This window comes from Weissella sp. ESL1139, assembly GCF_058506735.1.
On sequence record NZ_CP196375.1, the window covers coordinates 764,731 to 784,274 of the forward strand.

The window sequence follows — 19,544 nt, forward strand, 5'->3', positions numbered from 1 at the left end:
ATTAATTGTTTTGGAATTTTAATTTTTTATATGTATGAGGGGTTTTTCTAATGGATGATCTAAAAAACGATGTCCAGGCACAATCAGATGTGTCTGAGCCTAAAAAGAATAGGCTACCTGATTTAACCAAAGTACAAATGTTTATGATGACATTTGGTTACTTTGGAACTCAAATCGCCTTTTCAATGCAAACTGGAAGTATGGGTCGTATCTTCCAAACTATTGGTGCTGACCCAAACAACCTAGGTTTCTTCTTCGTCTTGCCTCCTTTGGCAGGAATGATTATGCAACCACTAGTTGGTTATTTCTCAGATAAGACTTGGATGCCTAAGCTAGGTCGTCGTATGCCTTATCTAATTGGTGGTACAGTAGTTTCATTTATTGTTATGTTGCTTTTGCCAAATGCTGGTTCGTTAGGATTTGGTTTTGGTTCAGCGGCAGCGCTTTGGTTTGGTGCTATTACCGTTCTATTTATGGATTTGGCTTCAAACGTTTCTCAACAACCATTTAAGATGATTATTCCTGATATGGCTAATGAGAAGCAATCAAATTCACTATGGACCATGCAAAACGTTTGGGGTAGTTTAGGTAGTTTGGTTGCCTTCGTCTTCCCATTCGTCTTGACCGCTTGTGGTGTTGCTAACACTGCCCCACGTGGTGAAGTGCCAATGTCAGTTAAGATTTCATTCTATGCTTCAGCTATTATTTTGGCTTTGTCAGCATTCTTTACGATTAAGAACGTTAAGGAATACACACCAGAAGAAATGGCTAAGTACCACAACATGACAGAAGCTGAACAAAAAGAGAAAGCTTCTATCTTAAATGTTTTGCGTAGTGCACCTAAGGTATTCTGGTTGCTAGGAATTGTTGAATTCTTCGTTTGGTTCGCTATTCCATATATGTGGACTTACTCTACTGGTGCTCTAGCCGAGAATATTTGGCATGTCACTGATCCATCAACTGCTGGTTACCAAGAAGCTGGTAACTGGTATGGTATCGTACAGGCCGTTTACTCAGTTGTTGCTATCTTTGTTGGTCTATTGTTTGCTCGTCTAACTAAGAAGACACGTCGTCCTGCATATACTGTAAGTTTGATTCTTGGAGCTATTGGTTTCTTGATGATTGCCTTTGGTCACACTAAGACGACATCAATTATTGCCTTCGCGTTGTTCGGAGTTGCTTGGATTGCTTTGACAACAATTCCATTTACAATTTTGACTAACAACTTAGATGGTAAGCATGATGGTATTGTGTTAGGTTTGTTCAACTGCTTTATTTGTATCCCACAAATCGTGGCATCATCAGTTAGTTTCTTGATTTTGCCAGCTGTTGGTGGTTCAATGGCTAACATGTTTATTGTTGCCGCAGGTGCTTTCTTCCTAGGTGGATGTGCAATCTGGTTGGTACGTGACGATATTTAAAGTAGTTTAGTTTAGTTTATAGTAGTTTATTGTTTATATAATAACGATTTTTAGGAGGTTAATGATGAAACAAGAAGATATTAAATGGTGGCAAAATTCGGTTGTTTATCAAATCTACCCTCGTTCATTCCAAGATACTAATAATGATGGTATCGGTGATTTAAAGGGTATTGAGCAACACTTGGATTATGTTAAGAAGTTGGGTGCTGATGTCATTTGGTTGAACCCTGTTTATGAATCACCTAATAAAGATAATGGTTATGATATTTCTGATTACCAAAGTATCAATCCTGAATTTGGTGACATGGAACAATTCGATCATTTGTTAGCTGCAGCCCATGAGCGCGGTCTAAAGATTGTGATGGATTTGGTTGTTAACCATTCTTCTGATCAACACAAGTGGTTTATTGAAAGCCGTTCAAGCAAGGATAACGATAAGCGTGACTTCTATATCTGGCGTGATCCAGTAGATGGTCATGAGCCAAATAACTGGGGTTCATTCTTCTCAGGTTCTGCTTGGAAGTTTGATGAAACAACTGGTCAATATTACCTACACCTATTCGCTGAGGGACAACCTGATTTGAATTGGGAGAATCCAAAGTTGCGTGATGCTGTCTTTAACATGATGAACTGGTGGGTTGACAAGGGCATCGATGGTTTCCGTATGGATGTTATCTCATTGATTTCAAAGCCAGATGGTTACCCAGATGGTAAGGTTCCTGAAGGTGATATTTATGGTAATTCAAACCGTGCCGTTGCCAACGGACCACGTGTTCACCAATACCTACAAGAAATGCGTCAAAAGGTATTAAACAATGCTGATATGATGACTGTTGGTGAAGCATCAGGTGTTGATATCGAAAATGCTAAGAAGTACGCTGTAAATGACGGTTCAGAGTTGAACATGGTTTTCCAGTTCGAACACATGGAATTGGATGATAACCCTAATGCTGCTTTGGGTAAGTGGGATGACAAGCGCGTTTCATTGCCTAAGCTAAAGGAAAACCTAAGTAAGTGGCAATATGAATTAGATGGTGTTGCTTGGAATTCACTATACTGGAATAACCACGATCAACCACGTGCCGTTAGTCGTTATGGAAGTGACAAGCCTGAATTCCGAGTTGTTTCAGCTAAGATGGCTGCTACCCTTCTACACTTTATGCAAGGAACGCCTTACATTTATCAAGGTGAAGAAATTGGTATGACAAACGCTTACAATATGGGTTGGGATGATTACAACGATATCGAAATCCTAAATGCTCGTGAGTACTTAGTTAATAAGGATCACTTAATCGATGACGATACCTTGTTGCGTTACGTTCACTATAAGGGTCGTGACAATGCTCGTACACCAATGCAATGGACATCTGGTAAGAACGCTGGCTTTACTGATGGTACCCCATGGTTAAAGATGAATGATAACTATGATACGATCAACGTTGAAGATGCTTTGGCTGATGAGAATTCAGTATTCTACTACTACCAAAAGTTGATTAAGCTTCGTCATGAATTACCTATTATCACTACTGGTCACTACCAATTGTTGGATCCAGAAGACGCTGAAGTATATACTTACAAGCGTGTTGGTGATGATGAAGAATTGCTTGTTATTAGTAACTTTACTGAAGAAGAACAAACACGTGAATATGACGTGCCTGAAAATGCTGAAGTATTGATTAGTAACTACGATGATGACAAGGGTGCTACCCTACGTCCATTTGAAGCAAAGGTTTACCGTTACGCAAAATAATAATTTGTACGTGACAAAAGGCGCACATCAATGCGATGTGCGCCTTTTTGTATTGTACGTATTTTTTTAATAAAGCCAAGCAGCTAATGCGTATAGGATAATAATATGTGCTGGGTAGAAAATATAGAAGAAAGATTTCATACCACGTCCCTTTTCACCGCTGTACAAAGCAATTGGGATAATCGCAAAGATCATTAACCATTGTGTTGATCCCATCAATCCGTAAATTAAAGCAACAACGGCAATACTTAGTAATTGTGCCCAACGGATATTACGGAAAATATATAAGACAGGAATCAAGAGTACCATAAGTGTGTTTTCAGCTAACAGAATTGCTGGATCAAATGCTAATACGGCTTGCAAGAGTAGTTGATTACCTGTATATGAAGGATCTAATGAAGATGTTAATGGCAAGACAATAATTGATAGTAAGAATGGTAGCAAGAATAGTAAAATACCTAAGCTAACATGCTTAGCAGCTTGCCCCTCTTTAACCTTTTCGAATTGATCAACACCAGCCATAAAAATGGTACCGATAAACAAATCACGGAAAATATTATTAATTAGTTGTACTTTATCAAAACCAATAATTTGTTGTGTTAGACTCATTAAAATGGCCATGACAACCATGCTAATGTATAAACGTAACATATAGCTCTTTTTACTATGCGTATATGTGAAACCAAGTACGGTTGTAAAGAAGAATAAGGTTGCGACAGGACGACCAAACCAGTCTAACCATGCCGGTGCCCCTAATGGAACAAAAGTTTGATGAAAGTGATCAACAACCATTAGCACGATACCAATTATTTTAATATCAAAGGTTGTTAACTTGCCAAAATGGCTTTTTACTGTTTGTGTTGACATAAGTAACTCCTATTTCGTATATAATATTGCCTTAGACAGTATTATATACGAAATAGTATAGAAAAAGCTACTAATTTTTTTAAATTAGTAGCTTTTAAATTTATATTTGATAATTAATTAACCACGGTACACTGGTTTCTTAATGAAAATCCAAATAATTAATGAAACGATTAACATAACGAGATAAACGTTAAAGACAACTGCTAAGTTACCACCTGCTAGTGATAGAATAACAGCGCCAGCTAGACTTCCAAAGCCAAATCCTTGATAAATCAATGAATAATTTTGACTATGATTCTTTAGTCCGAAGTAATCACCGGCCATCGTTGGATAAACAGTAATCGTACCACCAAAAAAGAAACCAACAGCCATCATAGCTGTATAGAATACAGGGACGCTAAGATGACTACTGAATGCTAATGTTGCAACGGCAATAAACGTTACCGTATATGAAAGAATGAACATTGGCTTACGGCCAAACTTATCTGATAATGAACCGATTAAGAAACGACCAACAGTGTTAGCAATTGCTACTAAGGCAACAATGTTAGTTGCTTGTGTCACATCTAGACCAGCTAAATTAGTTCCCAAGTTAGCGGCAATTCCAGTCAAGTATACTGACAAAGAAATTGTTAACAAGGCAATAAATAGCAAATATGCTTGTGGTGTCCGTAACATTTCACGAGTTGTAAATTCATGATGGGTTGGATCATCAACAGCTTCGTCCGATTGTGTATCAGGTGCATCATGGATAAGTAACGCACCACCAACGATTAATACCATTGAAAGTAGTCCCCAACCCATTAATGCGTATGGCAAATTATGAACTAGATCATTTCCTAAAATGGCTGAATCAATATATTTAAATACAAATGAACCAAGCCCATAAAAAGCAACAGAAATTCCAGAAATCAAACCAGTTTTTTCTGGGAACCATTTAATCGCATTTGAAAGTGTTGCCATATAAGCAATACCATCAGCAGCACCTAACATAACACCAACAGAAAGATAGTATAACCATAATTGATCTGATGATTTAACAAATGAAGCAATAATTGTAGCTAAACCAAATACAATTCCGGCAGTGATTGTAACTTTACGGACACTAAATTTTTTAACTAACGCACCAACGAAAATGGTTGATAATGATAGTGATAATGCACCGATAGAAAAAATCAATGAAATTGATCCTAAATGTGGTTGAACCGTAGCTGGGTTACCAGTTTTGGAATCAATAACTAATTGATTAAACATTTTTAAAATAGGTGTATTAAAAATACTCCACGCATAAAAAGTACCTACTCCTAATTGAACAAGAACTGTTCCTAAGATAACTAACCAGCGGTTAACAACTTTGGGACGTCCTTGTGACGACGATGTTGCAGCTTGCATAATAAGAATCTCCTAAAACCTAAAAAATAATGCATAACGTTACTTGCGAAAACGCTTACCCGTACTAATATAGTACTGTTTTTAGGAAATGTCTATATAAAATATGCTAATAATAAGAATTTTATGTATTTAACATAAAAAATAAGCTAAGACATATGCCTTAGCTCTCAATGTTAATAAATTACAAAAAATTAACCTTCTAACTTATGATTGATTTTTTCTAATTTGGTTTCAATTGTGTTTGTATGACCCGGACGAATATCAGCATTTAATGAAACATAGGCACGAATACCGTTATCAGTTAAAGTTTTAATTGCTTTTTGAACAGTATCCATTACTTCAGTCCACTCACCTTCAATTTCGGTACCCATAGATGAAGTTTTATAAGTTAAACCAGATGCTTCAATTACCCCAATAATATCATCAACATAACTACTTAGTTCATCGCCAACACCAAATGGTGCAATTGCAACTGAAATTAATGTATTCATTTTATATTTTCTCCTTATATATAAGATACTTCTATTATAACATTCATACCGGTTATTTAATGTTCAGCAGCATGTTCCCAGAATGATAATTCATAACGATAAGAAGTTAAATAAGTGTCTAAATATTCATTTTGCTTATCTAATGTTAACTTTGTCCAGTCAGGTACTTGTTCATCAACCACTTGCCAACTCCATTGCGTTAAGGTTGTGTAGTCATCACTTGTATAGAATTCTAACCATGGTAGGTATACATTATCTGGTGTCGCACCTAAGTAATGCTTACCAATTAAATGATATGATTCTGTACATGGTAATAATGCCAACATTGCATTGGTGGCATCACCATTAGTAATCGCTTTTTCCATGTGATCTAGATATGCCAAGTTATGATCATCTGGTGGAATATTTAGCATAGCTGGACTTGGTAGTAATGCATCATGAGGGTCCGATTCATCCACATGTCGTGGTTTACTAGCTTGTTGTTCATGCGTTAATTTAGCAGTTGTTAAATCAAATAAATGCGCAAATTTATCAGTATAATACGTATCTTGGGCAACGTAATAATCGCGTTGCGCTTGGGTTAAGTTGTTAAAGCCAATGCCCTTTACAAATGAAGACTGATAAATATTATCTAAAATTGATTGTGATTGATTTAATAAGTAATTATGATAATTCATTGTCTTTACTCCATATTCGTTTCGACCCAGTGGTTGAGCGGCCCATGACCATGGCCAACATTAATAGTTTGACGAATGGCCTCATACGTAAATTGTTTAGCTTTGGGCATAATATTCTTTAATTCATAACCCTTGGCTAAATTAGCTGTGATGAATGCTGATAAAGTATCACCAGTCCCATGAGTACGATTAGTTTTTATACCAGGCATGCTAAACCATTCAGATGTCCCATCCTCATATAAAATGTAATCAGCAAAATTATTGTTATCGTCGCTACGATGGCCACCCTTAATTAAGACATTTTTAACACCCATTTGTTGAATTTCACGAGCTGCTTGTACGATGGCGGTATCTGTATCAAGCGTTTTGTTAACCAAAACTTCAGCTTCTGGCAAATTCGGTGTAATTAAAAAGGCTTGTGGTATTAATTCAGTAATCATTGTTGAAATGGCTTGATCACTCAGTAGATGAGCACCACCTTTAGCAACCATTACCGGATCAATAACTAACTTGCCAAATTGATACTGTTGCCATGCATTTGCAACTGCATGAACCCGTTGAGCATCTAATAAGGCCCCCGTTTTGGCGGCTCGAATATTAAGATCATCAGCAATACTTTTAAATTCTTCACCAATGAAATCAGTTGGAATTGGATATTGATCTTGTACCCCGTATGTGTTTTGGGCTGTTAAACCGACAATAACAGTCGCTGCGTATACTTTTTGATTATGAAACGTTTTTAAATCAGCATTGACACCAGCTCCCCCACTGGAATCAATTGATGCAATTGTGACAACTTGTGGTACCTCTATCATAATGTCCTCCAAAATATATGGCATAAAAAAAACACAGAAACTAGGAAATTCCTGGTTTCTGTGTGTGAAATCGCATTTTACCATTACTTTCCTTCGTTAGTACTAACTAAACAGGTTCGAAGGGTCCGATAATTAATCGTCTCAGCGTAAAGCTCCCCTAGTAAATTATTTAACTGCCTTAATTATCTCATGATACATAGGCATGGTCAATGTACATTATAAATTATCTGATAAAGCTAATATTTCGGTCACTAAAGCATTGAAGCCATTTTCATAATTGTCTAAATTAAAGGCTTCATTGGCCTTGTGAGCTAATGAAGGTTCACTAGTTGGAATTACACCAAATCCAACACCATTCGGCATTAAACGGCCGAATGAAGCCCCACCACCGACACCTTGTTCAGGTAATGAACCAGTTACTGATTTATAAGCTTCTGCTAATAATGTGACAACTGGATTGTCTTTACCAACATAATGTGGCACCAAACTGGCTGGATCACGGTCAATATTTGAAAGCCATGGTTCATTAGTTAAGATTTGAGTAACAGTGTTGGCTTCATCAAAAGTTAATGAGTAACGGAAGTTCAAATTAATGTGCCCTTTTTCACCAGCGACAAAATCAGTAATCCCAATATTTTGACTGGTCTTACCTAATTTTGGCTCAGCTTTACCGTAACCTGATTTTTCACCAAATGGATCTTCGTGGAGTTTTTGACCGATAAATTGTAAGAAGTTAGCTGCATTATCACTGAAATCAAATTGGGCTAAGTAATTAGCTAAGTATGTGGCAGCGTTTTTACCAGTTTCTGGGCGGGCAGCGTGGGTTGCAACACCTTGTAAACTTAGAGTAATTTCGTCACCAATTTGTTTTACATCACCGGTTACGCCAGCTTTGTCACAGTATGTCGTATAGTCGCTTGGATCAATGCCAGTTACAGTGGCTGTCGCAAATCCCGGTAGCACATTTGTTGCAGTACCACTGTGGAAATTGTCCAATTGAATATCACTATCACTATCGTTAGTACTGTTAAAATACAAATCTAATTGGCTAATCCCCTTTTCACCATATGATAAATCGGCCGACCCATCTGGTGAAAAGCCATGATTAAGTGCACCTTCTTCAGCAAAGTACTGATGCATATCAGCCCATTCACTCTCTTCATCAGTTCCAATAATGAAACGGATTTGATGCTTAAGTGGTATGTTAGCATCTTGAATGGCTTTAATTGCATAATAAGTTAGCATAACCCCTGATTTCATATCATTTGCACCACGGGCATAGAGATAATTGTCATCTTTGATTACTGGAATAAATGGATCACTCTGCCACTGATCAAGGTCATTGACAGGGACAACGTCGACATGCACAAGCACACCAATTGGATCATCATCGTTTTCTGGTCCAATATAAATATAACCGGCACGGTTACCAACTGTACCAATGTTTTCAAAACCATCTCGTTCAGCGATTGACATCATAAAGTCTAGAGCCGCCTTCGGACCTGGTCCATAAGGTGCTTCGGTTGAAGCCAAAGAATCATCACGCACAGAAGCAATTGATAACAGTGATTTTAAGTCGTTTAGCCAGTTGGTGTAATAACTTTGTGGTTGTATTGTTGTCATATTTAAATCCCCCAAGTAATTTAATTAATGTACCATTATACTAACAATAAATGTAATAATATGCAATTAAATTCTAAAAAACAAGTCTAAAAGCTAAAAATATACATAAATTAATGTATATTAATTGTTGTTATACAAAAAACGACTGAAGTTAACATTAACCTTAGTCGTTTGATTGTCTATTATGTAATAATTAACATTAAAATCGGAATAACCAGTAGCATCAGCAAAGTTGTTTGTGTGATACTGATTGAAGCAAATTTGTAATCTGCATTATAATGGAGCGCCATAATCGCCGCATTAGTCATGGCAGGCATCGCTGCTTGAACAATGAAGACTTGTTTTAATAATGTTGGCAAATCGAACGGCAACATTATTAAGGCCATTGTTGCTGGTGCTAGAATAAAACGACTTAATGCTAAGGTCGTGGTTTCAAGATTAGGTAACAAATCTTTTCGTGGTGTCTTAGCAATTGCAAATCCAATAAAGATTAACGCTAATGGCACGTTAGTATCACCTAGTTCACTTAAATCAGTGACTAAAAATTCAGGTAATTTAATATGCAAAAAAACAAAGACTAATGAAACCATCAAAGCAATCATTGGCGGATTAAACATACCTGACAATGTTTCCCGTAAATTAAAATGTTTATTGTTATGCTTTCCATCAAGTGAAATCATATAAACACCCAACGTCCAAAAAATAGTTGTATTAGCCATGTAATAAATTAAGATGTATGGCAAACTTTTCGTACCAAACAACGCCATATTAACTGGTAGACCCACGGTGATTGTATTTGAATTAAACAATAATGATTGAAATAACCCTTTATGCTTTGGATCAACGTGAATTATTTTAGCGATAAAGAATGATAAGACTAATAACAATAACATACTAGCGACGGGGAAAAATAGATTGTGCCCCATTGCTAATAGTGTTTTGGGTGTAAAGTCTTGTGGAATATGAACAATTAAGTATGCTGGCATAGCAACTTTTGTAATAAAGCCAGATAAGAAACTGCTAATACGGCCATCATCGTCATTAAAAACGCCACCTTTGACTAAAAAGAAACCTAGGGCAACTAACACTAAAATCATTAAAACACCGGTGATACTACTAATTAAAGCGTCCATTAGGTTAAAAATGCCTTCTTTCTATAAAATTCTAAATAAAAAAGATGGTTTTTCGCCATCTTTGCAATGTTACTAATTGAAATTATGACTCTGTTCAGCTATTTTAAGAACTTTCAATACTTCAGCGAAATCTTCGTTATTGATAGTATCAGTAATTTCTTGATGATACAAGATGCCAGCTAAAGCACCAACCAATGGCATAACCCGATTTGGTTCGCCAGGTAATGATTGTGCTAGTGCTAATGCCTCACTAAAACTAGTGCTATTTAAAATAACCCAAATTGCAGCTTCTAGTGTTTCAACAACATAACCCGATGTATGTAATGACGTCACTGCAACACTTTTAAGATCAGGTTTATTTAGATTTTGAAATGCTGATAAATGTTCAGCAAAAATACGATGTTGTGAATAGTATTCATAGGAGCTACTAATGGCAGCGTCAACCGCTTCAACAGGTAACATATTTTGTAACAAGTTATTAACGAGTATGGCGTAAATACCACTAGCAATCAATGATTGGGGATGATTGTGTGTTAAGCCGGTAACTTGATGTAAGACCAACATTGCTGGATCATGTAAAATGAAGTTTTCGCCATATTTAGATCGCAAATAGAGAACAACTGGTGTAATGTGCATTAGCGCACCATTCCCATTATCAGAGATATCTCGCCCACCTGAATTAAATGGGTCCTTGGTATGTGAATATTTGTTTAAAGCGAAAACAGTTGTTTTGCCAACCTCTTCTGGTCGTTCATTTAGATTATTGTATTCACCATTTTGATACCAATCTAAATAACGATTCATTAAATCAGTTAAGTTGTATCCATATGATAAACTACTGATTGTTGCTAACGTTAAAGCGGAATCACCACTCCATGAGGTAGTTTGACCATGAATTTTTTGTGCCATTAAATCACCAGTAACTAAACCTAATGTACTATTATTTAGGGGATTATACGGTAAAACCATGTAACTTGCCATCCTTTCAAGATTTTAATTGTAACACTCATGTAAAGTATTGGCAAACAGTGTAAGAATACATTATAATTATTTGTGAACGTTAAAAGGAGTAAATAATGACAGAATCAATACAAAATCAAGATTTTGATAACTTTTCACTGATATTGTTACGCGATTACTTATTACCAGAATTGTTACAGGATGATGAACCTGAAATTAATTACTGGGCTGGTAAAATATTGGCAACGAAAATGACAACATCCGGTGTTAACGAAATTCAAAATTTCTTTATGTCAGCAGGTTTTGGTTATTTGACCAAGACAGACCAAAAGTCAAACGAACAAACATGGTTATTAAATGGTCCTGTCATTGAAGAAAGACTGCAAAATAATGAGGCAGCTAGTTTCTCATTAGAAGCTGGTTTCTTAGCTCAACAAATACAGCAACTTTCAGAATGTGGTACCGAAGCCCAATGGGAGAAAAACAAGACTTCAGTTACGTTTACAGTTATGACTGAGGTGCCAGTTACTTTGCCTGAATAAATATTACTCAATAATGTAAAAAAGGCTCTATACTTTTTAGCGTGAAAGTAAAAATTTCACGCTTTTATTTTGCTCTTTTTCACAATTAAAAAGACACCAATAAAAATACCGGCGTAAAATATAGTTGTCCACACAATAAGAAACGAGGTATTTATCGATGTCTATAAATGATTCTATCTTAAATTCAGTTGGTTTGACAGATAAAAATATCAATTTTTTAATTTCTAATGACGGTACTTTTAATGAGGTGGTTCCTAAAGGACATGATCATCACTTAGTATTGCGCTATCGTGCAAGTTTAAATACACTGCCTGAACGTTGCCCTAGCTGTGGTTGTCCCTTGTTAGATAACGTTTATTTAAATGGTAAAGATACAGCCGATTATCAATTACCCACAGCTAATGGTTTTGAACAAGTACTATCCGTTAAAAAACAGCGTTATCAATGTCGTAATTGCCTTAAAAGTTTAATCGCTCAATCATGTGATTTTATGCCACGTTCTAAGATTACACGTCCATTACTTTATCAAATTATCGATTTGGCTAAACGTGATATTTCTGAAAAGGAAATTGCACACATCTTACATTTATCTACTAGTAAAATTAATCGCTTAATGAATAATGCTGCTGAAGCCTATCAAACTAACTACGAGCGTGCTTTGCCTAGTGTCATTTGTGTTGATGAAATTCGTTACGCTAAAAACCAATTTAGTTTTGAAATGATTGATGGCCAGACCAGTGATTTAATTGAACTATTTTCCAAACGAACTGGTCCTAAAATTAAAAAGAACCTTTCCAATTACGCCCTAGCTAATCGAGAGAATGTTCAATTTGTTATCACCGACATGAATGCAAACTATCAAACACCTTTACGGACAATGTTTCCCAATGCTCAATTGATTATTGATCGTTTTCACATTATTCAACTGGCTTTAAAAGCTGTTCAAAGTACACGTATTAATTTACAACGTAGTTTAGATAACCATAAAAGTCGTATCTATAAACTGCTCAAAGCAAACTGGCGTTTCTTTATTACAGATGAAAATCGTTTAAACTTCCAACAGGCACGCTGGTTTAGAGGTATTAACGAATTTATGTACCCACAAGATGCATTACGATTAGTATTTGATATTTCTCCCAACTTCAAACAGACTTATGAAGTCTATCAAGCTGTTTTAAATTCCCAACGTCATCGTGCCTTTGAAGACTTTCAAACAATTTTAGAAAACTATCAATTTAACCATTCCGCAATGGATTCAGTTATTAGTAGTTACAAAAAGAATTTAAAAGGCATTAAAAATGCCTTCCTAAACAACTACTCAAATGGTCGTATGGAAGGCATCAATCGTCGTATTAAGCAAATTAATCGTACATCTTATGGCTTTCATAGTTTTAAAGCTTACGCTTTAAGAATTCGCTTTGAACTATTTAATCACCATGCATTACAAAATACTTTTAATTGCTTATTAATAAGCAAAAGGCCCATAAATCCGATGTAGTTAACATCAAATTTACGAGCCAATTTCACAAACTCAATTAGACAATTTCATGATTTTCACGCTATTTGCAATTGAGCCGTAAAAAAGCACTTCAACGCTGTTTGGTTGAAGTGCTTTTGGTATAGTTGGTAACTATTAATGTGCGCCAAAGGCCTGAATCCGAATTTTGGCGCACTCTGTTTTAATCAAAGGATCCGACAAATTTGTAAATTGGAAAACCTTTTGACGAGAATTTTTGCTCGTATTCAGTTTCGACATTATCAACCATTTTGTCTTCATCTTCATGAAGATTTAATGAAATACCACCTGGTTGGAAAGTAATACCAAAATTAGCAAATGAATATAATGAATATTCAAAAAGGCCACGATTATCGGTCTTAAATTCTAATTCTCCACCAGCTGGTAGTACGGCTTGATAACTTTTTAGGAAACTTTTATATGTTAAACGACGCGTTTCATGGCGATTCTTAGGCCATGGATCAGAAAAGTTAAGGAAAAGCTTACTAATTTCACCCTTAGTAAAATAAGTATCTACCCCAGCACCATCACCATAGATAAATTTTAGATTAGGTAAATCTGCCTCGTCTTCATCCGCTTTACGAGCAGCTACGGCAATGGCTGCTTCTTGAATTTCCATACCAATAAAATTGATTTCTGGATATTTTTTAGCCATACCAATAATAAACTGTCCTTTACCAGTACCAATTTCAATTTGTAAAGGTTGCTTTTGACTAAAAATACTTTGCCAGTTACCTTTTAATGCAACAGCACGGTCTTGGTCAATTACTAAGTCTGTATGTTGTTCTAACCAAGGCTGAGCCCATTTTTTATTTCGTAAACGCACGAGTATGTCTCCTTTGTGTGCTTTTAATAGTTTTTTGTTTCGTATACCAGAATACCAAAATGGTCCCTAATAGGACAAGACTTAATATATTTTGAGCTAACAAATTAAAATCAGGTGTAATGATAAATGACATAACAATCCATATAATTAGTGTGCCTATTAGCCATGGTAATATGGCTAATTGAAATGATCGTAAGCGTTGCATATTACTTATTGGATACAAAAAGTTGAAAACGATATGCTTATGTACGTCATACAATGGTATTAATTGTAGTACTAGTAAGTACAAAAGTAGTAATAATAAGATTGTTTGTAACCAGCCAGTTGTAAAACAAGCAGCACCAACACCAATTATGGTTAGACGTAGCCATAGTTTAATATACTGTGTTCGTCTAATAAACGCTGTTATAAAGAGTTTTGTTAGTGGTAAGTCCTTTTGGCCAGGCCATTTTTTAATTAGCGTATCAGCCCACTTTTGGCGTTTAATTCTTGGTGTAATGCCTGGTACATCAATAAATAAATTATAAAATGATAAAACGACAAATTGATGATTTTCTTCTGCTGCAATTAGGCGTCGCCAATTAATTAATTGTGAATTTTGTGTATTTTCAAATTGACTCTGCTTTTTGGCGATTGTGTAAGTTAGTACCATTTTTGTCAGAATTAAAATAATTGTGACGCAGGTTACTATCCAAATATTTTGGGTAAATAACCTAAAAACCATCGGCCAGAGAATTAAAATCAATAGCCCTTCTACAAGACCATTTACAGCCATACTATAATAAGTCGCTTGTTGCAGCATTCGTCGTAGAGCCGATTCATCACCTAATAAGGCGGTAGCATCAGCTGATTTAGTATAATTTGCGGGCCCTTTAAATACTAGAAAAGTTAATAGTATAACGATAATCAATGCTAGCTGTGTCCAGAAGTTAATGGCAATATTTTGCCATAATGACTGATAACCCAAACCAGCTGCTCCTAGTAGGAAAAAAAGTGCTAACACAGCATGATCATTAAATACATACCGTAAATACTTAAAGTACTTTTGCCAACGATTTGCCAGTCGCTGTTTAAATAAATGATTTAATACCATATTTTTATCCCTCATCTACCGCTAATTCTGGTACCAGTGTTGCAAAATCTTTGGCAGCCCCACTAGCAGCGACTTGACCGTCTTTTAGATAAACAAATTGATCAGCATGATCGGCGATTGTTCGCAAAACATGGGTTGTTAACAAGAAAGTTGTTCCTTGTTGTTTACGTTCATCAATTAAAGCTAATAAATCATTAACAGCAATGACATCTAGTCCTAAAAATGGTTCATCAATGATAAATAAATTGGCATCAGTAATAAAAGCCATAACAATCATAACTTTTTGGCGCATACCCTTTGAAAAATGGGTTGGAAACCAAGTTAATTTATCATCTAAACGAAATGTTTTCAGTAATTTATGTGCCCGTTCCCAAGCAGTTTGTTCATTAAGATGATAAGATGCAATGGTTAATTCAAGATGCTCTTTAAGGGTTAATTCTTCATAAACGACAGGTTGCTCAGGAATGTAAGCAATTTGTGCTTTGTAATCAACGGGTTGTTCCGTAAGTGATAAATCATTTAATGTAATTTGGCCTTTTTTAGGATTTAACAAGCCAATAATATGATTAATCGTGGTTGATTTTCCAGAACCGTTTAGACCAACCAAGGCAGTTAGTGTGCCAGTTGGAATCGTAAAATTAATATCTTTTAAGACGGTTAGTTGACCATAACCCCCTGATAAATTTTTAATATTTAAAGTCATAATAAGTACCTTTATTTCTTGTTGTTTATTCTATTCTACCAAATATTTTTTGAATATTTCTAAAAGACAGAAACTGTAATTAACGGTATAATAAAATTAGTTAGAGGAGGAATATAAAGATGTCAGATATATTTGATAAAATTATTGATGGTAGCGTTCCTTCATATAAAGTATATGAAGATGATAATGTCTTAGCATTTCTAGATTTAACACAAGCAACACCTGGTCATACTTTGGTTGTCCCTAAGAAGCATGTTGCCAATATTTTTGAGTATGATGATGAACTAGCAACACAAGTTTTAAGTGTCTTACCAAAAATTGCGCGCGCGATTAAAGCGAGTGATGACAGTATTATTGGTCTAAACATTATTAACAATAATGGTGAGTATGCTGGTCAATCAGTCTTCCATTCACATTTCCACCTACTACCTCGTTATGAGGGGGATGGTTATGAGATTCCTGTGTTAGATCATAGTGATGAAATGACTGAAGAAATTTATAAAGAACGTGCACAAAAGATTGCTGCCCAATTTGAAAAGGATTAGTTATGTTTGAAAAAACAAAAAATCGTTTTCGTAATGTGAAAAGTGCTGTTAATGATGAAAAAACTGCGGTTAATGATTTAAAAACTTCAATTAATGATCTTAAAGCTTCAGTAGATGATATTAATTCATTAGTTAGTGATTTACAAGTAAAAGTAAACCAGATGAATTTTAAAAATAAACCACACTTAGATAGAATCAGTGAAGCACAAGCACATATGTCGGAAACTTTGGAAAATTTTCCAAAAAAGAAAAAATAAAATACAATTTAATAAATGAATTATGAAAAGTATTTCAGTAATAAAAATCTCTACTACCGCTAGACGATATAATCTAGTAGCAATAGAGATTTTATTATATTGATAGTACTTTTTTTATTTACCAATTTGCAGTTTCAATTCCATAACGGTATCACGCAAATTAGCAGCATCCTCAAAGTCAAGGCGCTTAGCTGCAGCACGCATTTGATCTTCTAGATTAGCAATCATTGCTTCTTGGTCATCACTGGCCATGTCTTTAAATGCAACTTCAGTGAAGCTCCCCTCTTTGTCGTTATCGTCAACTTCACGACTGGCGCTAATCAAATCACGAATTTCTTTTTTAATCGTGTGGGGCACAATGTTATGCTCCTCGTTGTACTGCATTTGAATTTTTCGACGGCGAGCGGTCTCGTCCATCGCTTCCTTCATAGATGCTGTAATGCTATCAGCATACATAATAACATGCCCATTTTCATTTCGAGCAGCACGACCAATTGTTTGAATCAAGGAACGCGTATTACGTAAGAACCCTTCCTTATCAGCATCCAAAATTGCAATTAGTGATACTTCTGGCACGTCAATTCCTTCACGTAATAGATTAATTCCAACTAAGACATCAAATTTACCAATTCGTAAATCACGAATAATTTCAGTACGTTCTAGTGTTTTAATATCTGAATGCAAATATTTAACTTTAATACCAACATCCTCTAGATAGTCAGTTAAATCTTCCGCCATCTTCTTCGTTAAAGTCGTAATAAAGACACGTTCTTTTTTGGCAATACGTTCGTTAATTTCACCAATCAAATCATCAATTTGGCCCATTACCGGTCGTACCTCAATCTCTGGATCAAGTAAGCCGGTTGGTCGAATGATTTGCTGCGTGACTTCATCTTCTGGTACGCGTTCAGTCTCATAATCACCCGGTGTTGCTGACATATAGACAATTTGATTAACATGTTTTTCAAATTCTTCTAAACGTAATGGTCGATTATCTAAAGCTGATGGTAAACGGAAACCATAGTTAATTAGAGTTTCCTTACGTGCGCGATCACCCTTATACATACCACGTATTTGTGGCATGGTAACGTGTGACTCATCGACAATAATAACAAAATCATTTGGGAAAAAGTCTAATAACGTAAATGGTGGCTCGCCAGGTTTACGACCATCCATATGACGAGAATAATTTTCAATACCAGTGGTGAAACCCATTTCTCGAATCATTTCGATATCATATTCAGTACGTTGCTTGAGTCGTTGTGCTTCAAGTAATTTACCATCATCCTCAAGTTTCTTTAATTGATCATCTAGTTCAGCTTGAATTGTCTTTAAAGCACGCTCACGAATAGCATCATTAGTCATAAAGTGAGTTGCCGGAAAGATTGTTGCCAAATCTAACTCAGCCGTTACTTCACCAGTTAATGAATCAATTTCTCGAATACGATCAACTTCATCGCCGAAGAATTCAATTCTTAAAGCTTTCGCATCAGATGATGCTGGGAAAACTTCTAAGACATCACCACGTACTCTAAAGCGACCACGTTGAAAATCAATATCATTACGTTGGAATTGGATGTCTACAAGACGATGCATTAAATCATTACGTTCTAACACATCACCGACACGTACATTAATAACGTGATCATGATATTGTTCTGGACTACCTAATCCAAAAATAGATGATACTGAAGCAACGACAATCGTATCATTTCTAGCTAGTAATGAAGCCGTCGCCGAATTTCGTAACTTATCAATTTCATCATTAACTGAAGAGTCTTTTTCAATATAAGTGTCTGATGATGGCACATAGGCTTCAGGTTGATAATAATCATAATAAGAAACAAAATATTCAACAGCGTTGTTTGGGAAAAATTCCTTAAATTCGCCATATAATTGTCCAGCCAATGTTTTATTGTGTGACAATACTAAAACTGGTTTATTAATCTGGGCAATAACATTTGAAATTGTAAATGTCTTACCAGTACCTGTAGCTCCTAATAGAATTTGTTCTTTGACACCATTTTTAAGGCCATTAACTAGTTTTTTAATCGCTTCAGGTTGATCACCTGTGGGTTGATAGTTGGATACTAAATCGTATTTATTATCTTCTTGACGAGTAATCATATTTGTTAACTACGTCCCCCTTTTTAACAAAAAGAGCAGCTGAGTCAGTAATTAAAATTCAGCTACCTAATTTTATTATAAATCTTTTTTACATCTACATGATATAACTAATCAGCATTGAAAATGCCAATATAGATACGTTGTAACTTTTCAGATCCTGGGAATTGCTCATTTAATAATTCAGGTAAAACTTCTTTAATGAAATAAGCAACACTTGGCATATCACGGAAAGCAAAAATCGTTTCTAGACTTTCTTTATAAATTTCCGTAAATACCGGTTCAGGATTTCCTTTTTGTAATTCACCAAATGCTTCATATAGCAAGTCAACTTTATCAGCAACTGATAAAATACGACCTTCTAAAGTATCATCTTTTCCTTCATGGAGACGACGAGTATAGACTTCTTGGAGTTCTTCAGGAATTTCTGTACGGATAAAGTTATCAGATAATGTATCTTCAACATCAGCTAACATATGACGCAATGTTGCTGAAGCATATTTAACAGGTGTGCGAATGTCACCAATAAATCGCTCGGTAATGTCATGGTTTAATGCCTTTTCATAAAGCATCCGCCAATCAACCTCATTGCCACTAGCCTCTTCAATATCACCCAGAAATTGGGCTGCTTCGGTCACCTTCCAAGAATGGGCGGCTACTGAATGTGGTTGATATTTAAAATACCCAGGTGCACGAGAAATCATTTCTAACTCATTTAACCCTGACAAATATTGATGCATTCCCATTAATCTAAGCCTCCTAATAAAATAAACATTTTAATTATATTACGTGTATGTCTATCGAAATGC

At 35.6% G+C, this 19,544-nt stretch carries 19 protein-coding genes and 1 riboswitch; of the genes, 6 read left to right on the top strand and 13 right to left on the bottom strand.

The window, feature by feature from the left end:
* The first annotated feature begins 50 nt into the window (after positions 1–50).
* Positions 51–1,421, top strand: a complete 1,371-nt coding sequence (locus ACSYSF_RS03590; RefSeq protein ID WP_489868517.1) for an SLC45 family MFS transporter — start codon at positions 51–53, stop codon at positions 1,419–1,421.
* Positions 1,422–1,485: 64 nt separating this feature from the next.
* Positions 1,486–3,171 carry a glycoside hydrolase family 13 protein gene (locus ACSYSF_RS03595; protein WP_489868518.1) on the top strand — a complete coding sequence of 562 codons (1,686 nt, stop codon included), beginning with the start codon at positions 1,486–1,488 and terminating at the stop codon, positions 3,169–3,171.
* Between the two features lie 66 nt (positions 3,172–3,237).
* On the opposite strand, the gene ACSYSF_RS03600 is transcribed toward ACSYSF_RS03595, so the two are convergent.
* The 8 genes from ACSYSF_RS03600 to ACSYSF_RS03635 all read right to left on the bottom strand — a co-directional run bounded on the left by ACSYSF_RS03600 (position 3,238) and on the right by ACSYSF_RS03635 (position 11,138).
* Positions 3,238–4,038 carry a TraX family protein gene (locus tag ACSYSF_RS03600; protein ID WP_489868519.1) on the bottom strand — a complete coding sequence of 267 codons (801 nt, stop codon included), beginning with the start codon at positions 4,036–4,038 and terminating at the stop codon, positions 3,238–3,240.
* A 117-nt stretch (positions 4,039–4,155) separates the two neighbouring features.
* Positions 4,156–5,430 carry an OFA family MFS transporter gene (locus ACSYSF_RS03605; RefSeq protein WP_489868520.1) on the bottom strand — a complete coding sequence of 425 codons (1,275 nt, stop codon included), beginning with the start codon at positions 5,428–5,430 and terminating at the stop codon, positions 4,156–4,158.
* A gap of 191 nt (positions 5,431–5,621) precedes the next feature.
* On the bottom strand, positions 5,622–5,921 hold the full coding sequence (locus ACSYSF_RS03610) for an MTH1187 family thiamine-binding protein (RefSeq protein WP_489868521.1): 300 nt from the start codon (positions 5,919–5,921) through the stop codon (positions 5,622–5,624).
* A 56-nt stretch (positions 5,922–5,977) separates the two neighbouring features.
* A complete protein-coding gene (locus ACSYSF_RS03615; RefSeq protein WP_489868522.1) occupies positions 5,978–6,598 on the bottom strand; it encodes a TenA family protein in 621 nt (206 codons plus the stop codon).
* A gap of 5 nt (positions 6,599–6,603) precedes the next feature.
* Positions 6,604–7,413 carry a bifunctional hydroxymethylpyrimidine kinase/phosphomethylpyrimidine kinase gene (gene thiD, locus ACSYSF_RS03620; RefSeq protein WP_489868523.1) on the bottom strand — a complete coding sequence of 270 codons (810 nt, stop codon included), beginning with the start codon at positions 7,411–7,413 and terminating at the stop codon, positions 6,604–6,606.
* A 71-nt stretch (positions 7,414–7,484) separates the two neighbouring features.
* A riboswitch (TPP riboswitch) is annotated at positions 7,485–7,582 on the bottom strand.
* A gap of 47 nt (positions 7,583–7,629) precedes the next feature.
* Positions 7,630–9,036, bottom strand: a complete 1,407-nt coding sequence (locus ACSYSF_RS03625) for a Sapep family Mn(2+)-dependent dipeptidase (RefSeq protein WP_489868524.1) — start codon at positions 9,034–9,036, stop codon at positions 7,630–7,632.
* A gap of 182 nt (positions 9,037–9,218) precedes the next feature.
* Entirely contained in the window at positions 9,219–10,169 is a 951-nt protein-coding gene (locus ACSYSF_RS03630; RefSeq protein WP_489868525.1) for an AEC family transporter, read from the bottom strand.
* A gap of 72 nt (positions 10,170–10,241) precedes the next feature.
* Positions 10,242–11,138, bottom strand: a complete 897-nt coding sequence (locus ACSYSF_RS03635) for an ADP-ribosylglycohydrolase family protein (protein ID WP_489868526.1) — start codon at positions 11,136–11,138, stop codon at positions 10,242–10,244.
* A gap of 107 nt (positions 11,139–11,245) precedes the next feature.
* Between ACSYSF_RS03635 and ACSYSF_RS03640 the strand changes: the two genes are divergently transcribed.
* Both ACSYSF_RS03640 and ACSYSF_RS03645 read left to right on the top strand, forming a co-directional pair.
* On the top strand, positions 11,246–11,671 hold the full coding sequence (locus ACSYSF_RS03640; RefSeq protein ID WP_489868527.1) for a DUF2507 domain-containing protein: 426 nt from the start codon (positions 11,246–11,248) through the stop codon (positions 11,669–11,671).
* A gap of 157 nt (positions 11,672–11,828) precedes the next feature.
* Entirely contained in the window at positions 11,829–13,169 is a 1,341-nt protein-coding gene (locus tag ACSYSF_RS03645) for an ISL3 family transposase (protein WP_489867045.1), read from the top strand.
* A gap of 181 nt (positions 13,170–13,350) precedes the next feature.
* On the opposite strand, the gene trmB is transcribed toward ACSYSF_RS03645, so the two are convergent.
* Genes trmB through ACSYSF_RS03660 form a run of 3 tightly spaced genes read right to left on the bottom strand, consistent with a single transcriptional unit; the run spans position 13,351 to position 15,809 of the window.
* A complete protein-coding gene (gene trmB, locus ACSYSF_RS03650) occupies positions 13,351–14,013 on the bottom strand; it encodes a tRNA (guanosine(46)-N7)-methyltransferase TrmB (RefSeq protein WP_489868528.1) in 663 nt (220 codons plus the stop codon).
* The gene (locus ACSYSF_RS03655; RefSeq protein WP_489868529.1) at positions 13,997–15,106 is read right to left on the bottom strand and encodes an ABC transporter permease; all 1,110 of its coding nucleotides are present in this window, start codon (positions 15,104–15,106) and stop codon (positions 13,997–13,999) included. The genes trmB and ACSYSF_RS03655 overlap by 17 nt, the downstream gene beginning before the upstream one ends.
* Positions 15,107–15,110: 4 nt before the next feature.
* The gene (locus ACSYSF_RS03660) at positions 15,111–15,809 is read right to left on the bottom strand and encodes an ABC transporter ATP-binding protein (protein ID WP_489868530.1); all 699 of its coding nucleotides are present in this window, start codon (positions 15,807–15,809) and stop codon (positions 15,111–15,113) included.
* Positions 15,810–15,928: 119 nt separating this feature from the next.
* Between ACSYSF_RS03660 and ACSYSF_RS03665 the strand changes: the two genes are divergently transcribed.
* The gene (locus ACSYSF_RS03665; protein ID WP_489868531.1) at positions 15,929–16,354 is read left to right on the top strand and encodes an HIT family protein; all 426 of its coding nucleotides are present in this window, start codon (positions 15,929–15,931) and stop codon (positions 16,352–16,354) included.
* Positions 16,355–16,356: 2 nt separating this feature from the next.
* Positions 16,357–16,611, top strand: coding sequence for a hypothetical protein (locus tag ACSYSF_RS03670; RefSeq protein ID WP_489868532.1), 255 nt, complete (start codon positions 16,357–16,359; stop codon positions 16,609–16,611).
* Positions 16,612–16,725: 114 nt separating this feature from the next.
* On the opposite strand, the gene uvrB is transcribed toward ACSYSF_RS03670, so the two are convergent.
* Together uvrB and ACSYSF_RS03680 are read right to left on the bottom strand one after the other, a co-directional pair.
* Complete coding sequence (uvrB, locus tag ACSYSF_RS03675; RefSeq protein ID WP_489868533.1) at positions 16,726–18,738, bottom strand: excinuclease ABC subunit UvrB; 2,013 nt, start codon at positions 18,736–18,738, stop codon at positions 16,726–16,728.
* 107 nt (positions 18,739–18,845) lie between these two features.
* On the bottom strand, positions 18,846–19,481 hold the full coding sequence (locus ACSYSF_RS03680) for a YfbR-like 5'-deoxynucleotidase (RefSeq protein WP_489868534.1): 636 nt from the start codon (positions 19,479–19,481) through the stop codon (positions 18,846–18,848).
* Positions 19,482–19,544: the final 63 nt, after the last annotated feature.